At 73.8% G+C, this 6,520-nt stretch carries 5 protein-coding genes; 1 reads left to right on the plus strand and 4 read right to left on the minus strand.

The features are described from left to right. The coding region (locus L7D48_RS23765) for an SCO7613 C-terminal domain-containing membrane protein (protein WP_374493509.1) at window positions 1–1,140 on the plus strand (1,140 nt) is incomplete at its 5' end. Between the two features lie 74 nt (window positions 1,141–1,214). Here L7D48_RS23765 and L7D48_RS23770 read toward each other — a convergent pair. The 4 genes from L7D48_RS23770 to L7D48_RS23785 all read right to left on the minus strand — a co-directional run. Further along, window positions 1,215–3,971 (minus strand): Tat pathway signal sequence domain protein, encoded by a 2,757-nt coding sequence (locus L7D48_RS23770; protein WP_237882301.1) that lies wholly within the window; start codon window positions 3,969–3,971, stop codon window positions 1,215–1,217. Window positions 3,972–4,060: 89 nt separating this feature from the next. Continuing rightward, a complete protein-coding gene (locus L7D48_RS23775; RefSeq protein ID WP_237882303.1) occupies window positions 4,061–4,696 on the minus strand; it encodes a hypothetical protein in 636 nt (211 codons plus the stop codon). Continuing rightward, the gene (locus L7D48_RS23780; protein WP_237882305.1) at window positions 4,693–5,601 is read right to left on the minus strand and encodes a carbohydrate ABC transporter permease; all 909 of its coding nucleotides are present in this window, start codon (window positions 5,599–5,601) and stop codon (window positions 4,693–4,695) included. The genes L7D48_RS23775 and L7D48_RS23780 overlap by 4 nt, the downstream gene beginning before the upstream one ends. Continuing rightward, window positions 5,598–6,520 (minus strand): carbohydrate ABC transporter permease (locus L7D48_RS23785; protein WP_237882307.1); only part of this gene is annotated, 923 nt, incomplete at its 5' end. The genes L7D48_RS23785 and L7D48_RS23780, both read right to left, overlap by 4 nt.

Here is a 6,520-nt window from a genome sequence, read left to right on the forward strand (position 1 = left end):
CCGCGGGAGTGGCGCGTACGGGCCTGCGGGGGCGCGCTGGTGGCGGCGGGCGCGGCGGCGGCCGTACTGCCGGTGGTGCTGGACCTGCCGTACCGGGTGGCCGTGGTGCTGCTGGTGGCGCTGGTGGTGGTGCTGCTGGCCGTCTCGGTGGGCCCGCCCCTGCCGGGCGCGGCCGGGGCGTCCTCGGTGACCGCGCTGGTGGCGGCGGTGGTGGCGGCCGTGGCGGTGAGCGGCTGGTCCCTGGCCGAAACGGCGATGACGGTGGCCGTCCTGGGCGCGCTGGCCGCCGCCTTCGCCGGGGCCGCGGTGACCGCGCGCGCCACCGTCGCGGTGGGGCCGGTGGCGGCCGTGGCGGCAGTGCTGTGGTCGGGCGCGTTCGCGGCCGCCGTGCCCCTGGCCCTGGACGTGCCGCCGCACCGGGCGGCGTTCGCGGTGCTGGGCGTCGCGGTCGCCACGGTGCCCCTGGCCGCCCGGCTGCGTGGGCGCCCGGCCGGGGTGCCGGTGGAGTGCGCGGGGTACGCCGTCGCCGCCGCGGCCGTCGCGCTGACGGTCGCGGAGCCCGCCGCGCTCTCCCTGGCCCTGGCCCTGTGCGGGGTGGCCGCTGGGGGCGTGGCGCTGCGCGCGGAGCGCCGGCCGGTCGCGGCGTACGCGGGCGGCGCGCTGCTGGTGTCGGCCTGGTGGGTGCGGCTGGGGAGTTGGGAGGTGACCTCGCCGGAGGCGTACACCCTGCCGGTCACCGTCGCCGCGCTGGCCGTCGGCCATCTGCACCGGATCCGGCCCGAGGTCTCCTCCTGGGCGGCGTACGGCCCCGGGCTGGCGACGACGCTGGTGCCGAGCCTGGTGGCGGTCTGGGTGGACACGCACTGGCCGCGCCCGCTGCTGCTGGGCGCCGCCGCGCTGGCCCTGACCGTGCTGGGCGCACGGTCGCGGCTGAAGGCCCCGCTGCTGATGGGCGGGGGCACCGCCGCTCTGGTCGCCCTGCACGAACTGGCCCCCCATGTCGTCCAGGTGGCCGGGCTCCTGCCCCGCTGGGTACCGCCTGCCGCCGCGGGCGTACTGCTCCTGCTCTTCGGCGCGACCTACGAGCGGCGGCTGCGGGAGGCCCGGCGGCTGCGCCACGCTGTGGGCCGGATGCGCTGACGGGCGCGCCGTACCGGGACGCGAGAAGGCCGGGAGGGGCGGACGGGAGCCTGGACCGTCCGCCCCGGCCCGCCTCACTCGGGGAGGAGGTCCCCGATCAGGGCGAGGTTCTGGATGGCGGCCAGGCCGTACAGGGCGGTGGTGTTGGTGTCCACCCAGGCGGCTCCGCTGCCCTCGACCAGGGCCATGGGCCCGCTGATCCTCTCCGCCTTCCACGGGGAGGACTCGCTGTAGCCCCAGGCGTCCTTGGTGAAGAACTCGCGCCAGGCGCGGGTGCCGTACTTCTCCCGCTCGCCCTCCAGCCGGGAGGCCGCGTAGGCGGTGAGGCGGGAGTGGCCCTGCTGGAGGATGAGGTTGGTGGCGTAGCCGCCCAGTTCGGCCTGCTGCTCGGCCCGGGTGGCGCCGTAGAGGCGGCAGTACTGGAGCCAGGCCTCCTCGAAGCCTTCCACGTCGGTGAGGTGGATCAGCTCGGCGCAGATCTCCACCTGCCCGAACATCGCGCTCAGATGGCTCATCGACACCTTCCTCCCCTCCTCGGCGAACTCCCCGGTCTCGATGTCGTAGCGGCCCTCGCCGGTGCAGAAGCCGTTGGGCATCCGCGCGATGGTGCGCATGGTGGCCTTCAGCTTCTTCTCGGCCTTCTCCGCCTCGGGGCCGCGGCGCTCCCACTCGGTGAGCCAGGCGGCTGCCAGCCCGCTCCAGTCGGTTCCCAGTCCGATGCCCAGGGCGCGGGGGTCGGGTTCGTAGGGCTCGGTGCGGATCTTGCGCAGCGGGTCGAGGGCGAGGAAGGTCTCGTCGGAGTCGACCAGGGCGTGCATCAGGTCGCCGCAGCGCTCGTCGGCGGTGAGGAAGTAGTACGGGCGCCGGTAGACGGCGGTGGAGATGCGCTGCTGCTTGGCGCTGTCGGCGTAGTGCTGCACGCCGTGGCGGGTGCCGAGTCCGGCCCACTGGCCCAGGTGGTAGACGTCGACCTCGCCGGTGTGGCGGGTCATGGCCTCGGCGAAGCGGAAGACGTCCACGCGGCCGGAGCGCAGGTAGGCGTACCACAGCCACAGGTCCGGGGAGAGTTCGGAGTTGTCCCAGGCGTAGCCGCCGACGTCGTAGCGCCACTGGTGCCGGTCCGCGTCGTAGGTGTGCATGATGTCGCCGTAGTCCCAGAAGCCGTACCAGCGGCGCTGCTCCACCTGGTCGCGGTAGTAGTCGAAGAGGAAGTCCAGGTGGTCCTCCAGCCTCGCCTTCGCGGGTGTGGAACGGTCGACGGGGGCGAACAGCGCGCCGAAGACGCCGGCGGCGGCCAGGTGTGCGGGCGGGGCGACGAGCTGGGGCGGGGTCTGTACGGCCTCGGCCTGGCGGGCGAGGGTCCCGGCGCCGGGGGTGGCGGCGTTGGCCCAGAACATCAGCTCGCTGGTGCGGGCGATGCCGTAGGGGGTGCCGAAGCCGGGTTCGTAGTCCTCGTAGGTGATGTTGAGGCCCTCGAGTTGCTCGGCGTGGGTGTCCTGTCCCATTCCGTCGTGGTAGAAGCGCAGGTCCATGGGCTGGGCCTCGGGCGACCAGAGCCAGAGTGTGACCTCGGCCTCGTCGCCGGCGGCGCCGCGTACGTCGAGCTGGGCGGGGTGCTTGCGCCAGAAGTCGCGCAGCCCGAAGGAGAGTCCGCCGCCGACTCCGCCGACGTAGCCGAAGCCCGAGGCGCGGCGCCCGCCGCCGGCCGCGATCCAGCCGTGGCCGGGCTTGGTGCGCTTGCGCACGGTGAAGCCGTCGGCGGAGAGCTGGGCGAGGGTGTAGTCGCCCCAGGTGGGGACGAGGTGCAGCCGGCTGGTGACGCGCTGGTCCCAGGTGGCGGGGTCGGGCAGCTTCTCCCCCCTGACCTGTTTGGCGCGGACCTCGGCGCCGGGGTCGCGGCGCAGTCCGGTGATGCCTCGGACCGCTTCCGACAGCAGGCCGCGGCCCTCGCCGCCGAGGCGGATGTGGCGGTCGTAGTGCTCGTCGCGCATGGGCACGGTGAAGCGCACGCCGAGGCCGCGGATGAAGTCCTCGTGCTCGTCTCCGTCGAAGGTGACGGTGTGCAGCATCCGGAAGGCGTCGGAGCCGGCGTGGAAGTACAGGCGGACGGAGAACGGCAGCCAGCGGCGGCCTCCCCGGCGGTGTCTGCCGTCGACGCGGACCACCGCTCTGACGGGGCCGTCCTGTTCGACGGCGATCTCCTCGACGTCGCCGTCGAAGCGCTGCCACTTCTGCGTGCCCTGGTCGCCGTCGTCGATCCCGCCCTGGCGGAGCAGGACCAGGCGGCCGTCGCGGGCGATCTCGGTGGAGCCCCGGCGCACCGATTTCACCAGGGACCTGCCGTCCTTGCCGATGCGGGCGGTGACGGTGCCGGTGTCCACCACGACGTCGCCGCCCCTACGGGTGACGGTGAGGGCCTTGGCGGGCCCGGCGGGCGCGGCGCCGGGGGTGAGGCGGTAGGAGGCGGCGTTCCCGGCCTCGGGGCCGACGGCGTGCGCTGTCCACTTCAGGGTGCCGTCGGGCCAGTACGCGGTGGGCCAGGTCTGGACGGGGACGGCGGTGCCGTCCGCGGCGGTGAGCGAGAAGGCGGTGCCGGCCTTCAGGGCGCCCTTGGGCCAGGGCACTCCGAAGGTGTTGCCGGGGGCCTCGCCGAGACCGCCGTCCTCCAGCCAGGTGATCTCCACCGGGCCGTCGGTGCCCTTGGCGTCCGCGGCGGTTCCGGCCGGGCGGGCCGCGTGGGCGGGGGTGCCGCCGAGCAGCCAGGAGGCGTGGGCGGCGGCGCCTGCCGCGGCGGCGGCCTGGAGCACGTTCCGTCGGGGGATCGCAGACATGACGCTCCCGTTCTTGTGTCAGAGTCATGACAGGCAAAGGTGGCGGCCGCCGGCGGCGGTACCGCGGCGGCCGGACCGGAAGGACTCGGTCAGGTGCGGCCGTACCGCCGCTCGACGGCGACCGCGCAGGCGGCCAGGCAGCCGAGCGCCGGGGCGATCAGAGGCGGCAGCATCCAGGCGGCGACGCCGACCACGGCCAGCCCTCCGGCCAGCAGGAGCGAGCCGCCCGGTTCGGTGCGCAGGGCGCGCCGGGCGGCGGCCCGGCCGGTGCGGGCCCAGTCGTCGCCGGGCCGCCAGGCGGCGGCGGTGCGCAGCCCGGTCACCACCACGGCCACCACGGCGGCGGCGCCGACCGCGGCCACCGCGGGGCCTGCGGGCAGCAGCCCGGAGGAGACCACCCGCAGATCGAAGGCGAGCAGTGCCAGGACGGCCCACCACAGCAGCGAGAACCGCCAGCCGGTCCGTACGGCGGCCGCCCACTCGGCGGCGAACTCCCGCCACCCGGCCTGCTCGGCGTCCAGGTAGCGCCGCAGGTGCCCGCAGGCGGCGGCGAACGCGGGCAGCGCCGTCACCAGCGCGAGCGCGGCGAGCAGCAGCCACACCCCGGCCAGCAGGCACTCGGCGAAGAGCGCGAACCGGGCGGCGGGGGGCCGCCGGTCCGTGCCCGTCTCAGCGCTCGCGGCGTCGTCCGCGCGAGCCCGCGCCGCGGCGCCCGTCCCGCTCATCCCTTGAGCCCCGAGGTGGCCGCGCCCTCGACGAGGTAGCGCTGGAAGGCGAGGAAGAACAGCAGCACCGGCAGCAGGGCCGCGACCGACATGGCGATCATGCCGCCGTAGTCGGCGAGGCTGTCCTGGTCCATGAACATCTTCAGACCGAGCGAGACGGTGTACTTGTCGGGCTCGTTGAGGTAGATCAGCGGACCGAGGAAGTCGTTCCAGGCCCAGATGAAGCTGAAGATGGCACTGGTGATCAGCGCCGGGCGGCACAGCGGCAGCACGATCGTCCAGTAGATCCGCCAGTGGCCGCAGCCGTCGATACGGGCCGCCTCGTCCAGCTCCCTGGGGAGGTTGCGCATGAACTGCACCATCAGGAAGACGAAGAAGGCGTCCACCGCGAGGAACTTGCCCAGCAGCAGCGGCACATAGGTGTTGATCAGCTCCATCTTCTGGAACAGCACGTACTGCGGCACCAGCAGTACGTGGACGGGCAGCAGCAGGGTGCCGATCATCAGTGCGAACAGCACGTTGCGGCCCGCGAAGCGGATCCGGGCGAAGGCGTACGCGGCCAGGGAGCATGAGATCAGCACACCGGCCACCGAACCCAGCGCGACCAGCAGCGAGTTCACGAAGAACGTCTCGATGCCGATGCCCGCGATCCCGTCGGCGAGCCGCTCGTAGTTGCCGGTGATCGGATCGGTGGGCAGCAACTCCAGGCTGCCCACGATCTCGTCGCCCGGTTTGAGGGAGCCGCCCAGCACCCAGACGACCGGGTAGAGCACCACGGCCAGCAGGGCCAGCGCCCCCAGGTGCCACAGGACCGACCGCACCCTGCGGCGCGCCGAGGCGCCGGCGCCGGTGCGCGGGGGGCGGGCGGTGCGGACGGGACGGACGGTGCCGGTGGGCGCGCTCATCGGCCCCCCTCCTCGTAGTGCACCCAGCGTCGCTGGGACCAGAACAGCACGGCGGTCACCAAGGCGATCCCGACGAGCAGCATCCAGGCCATCGCGGAGGCGTAGCCCATGCGCAGGTTGGAGAAGCCCTGCTCGTACAGGTACCAGGTGTAGACGAGCAGCGAGTCGCCGGGGCCGCCCGCGCGTCCGCCCGGCCCGGCGATCACGAGCGCGGAGGTGAAGATCTGGAAGGAGTGGATGATCTCCAGCAGCAGGTTGAAGAAGAGCACCGGGGAGATCATCGGCAGGGTGATGGAGCGGAACCGCCGCCAGGCGCCGGCGCCGTCCACCTCGGCCGCCTCGTACAGCTCGCGCGGCACCTGCTTGAGGCCGGCCAGGAAGATGACCATCGGCGCGCCGAACTGCCAGGCCGACAGGGCGATCAGGGTGGGCAGCGACCAGTCCGGGTCGCCGACCCAGCCGCCGCCGTCCCAGCCGAACAGGCTCAGGGAGCGGTCGACGACCGCGTCGTCCTGGAACAGGGCCCGCCAGACGATGCCGATGCTCACGCTCGCCCCGATCAGCGAGGGTGCGTAGAACGCCGAGCGGTAGAAGCCCTGGCCCTTGCGGGGCCGCACCAGCAGCATCGCCACGCCGAGCGCGACCGCGAGCTTGAGCGGGGTGGCGATCAGCACGAACACGGCCGTGACCCGCACCGACGTCCACCAGCGGTCGTCGGAGAACATCTCGGAGAAGTTCTCCAGGCCCACCCAGCGGGGCGAGTCGAAGAGGTTGTAGTCGGTGAAGGCCAGATAGAGGGAGACGAGCATCGGCCCCAGCGTCAGCAGCAGGATGCCGACGCACCACGGGGAGAGGAACAGGTAGCCGGCCAGGGTCTCCCGGCGGGCCCGCCGCCGCGCGGTGGCGGCGGGCCGGGGGG

Origin of the sequence: Streptomyces sp. ICN903 (genome assembly GCF_022015835.1) — a bacterium.
GTDB classification, from domain to species: domain Bacteria; phylum Actinomycetota; class Actinomycetes; order Streptomycetales; family Streptomycetaceae; genus Streptomyces; species Streptomyces fenghuangensis.

Excerpts from the sequence above, each read along its gene's own strand:
- L7D48_RS23770 (WP_237882301.1), bottom strand. The coding sequence starts at position 3,971 with ATGTCTGCGATCCCCCGACGGAACGTGCTCCAGGCCGCCGCCGCGGCA.
- L7D48_RS23775 (WP_237882303.1), bottom strand. The coding sequence starts at position 4,696 with ATGAGCGGGACGGGCGCCGCGGCGCGGGCTCGCGCGGACGACGCCGCG.
- L7D48_RS23780 (WP_237882305.1), bottom strand. The coding sequence starts at position 5,601 with ATGAGCGCGCCCACCGGCACCGTCCGTCCCGTCCGCACCGCCCGCCCC.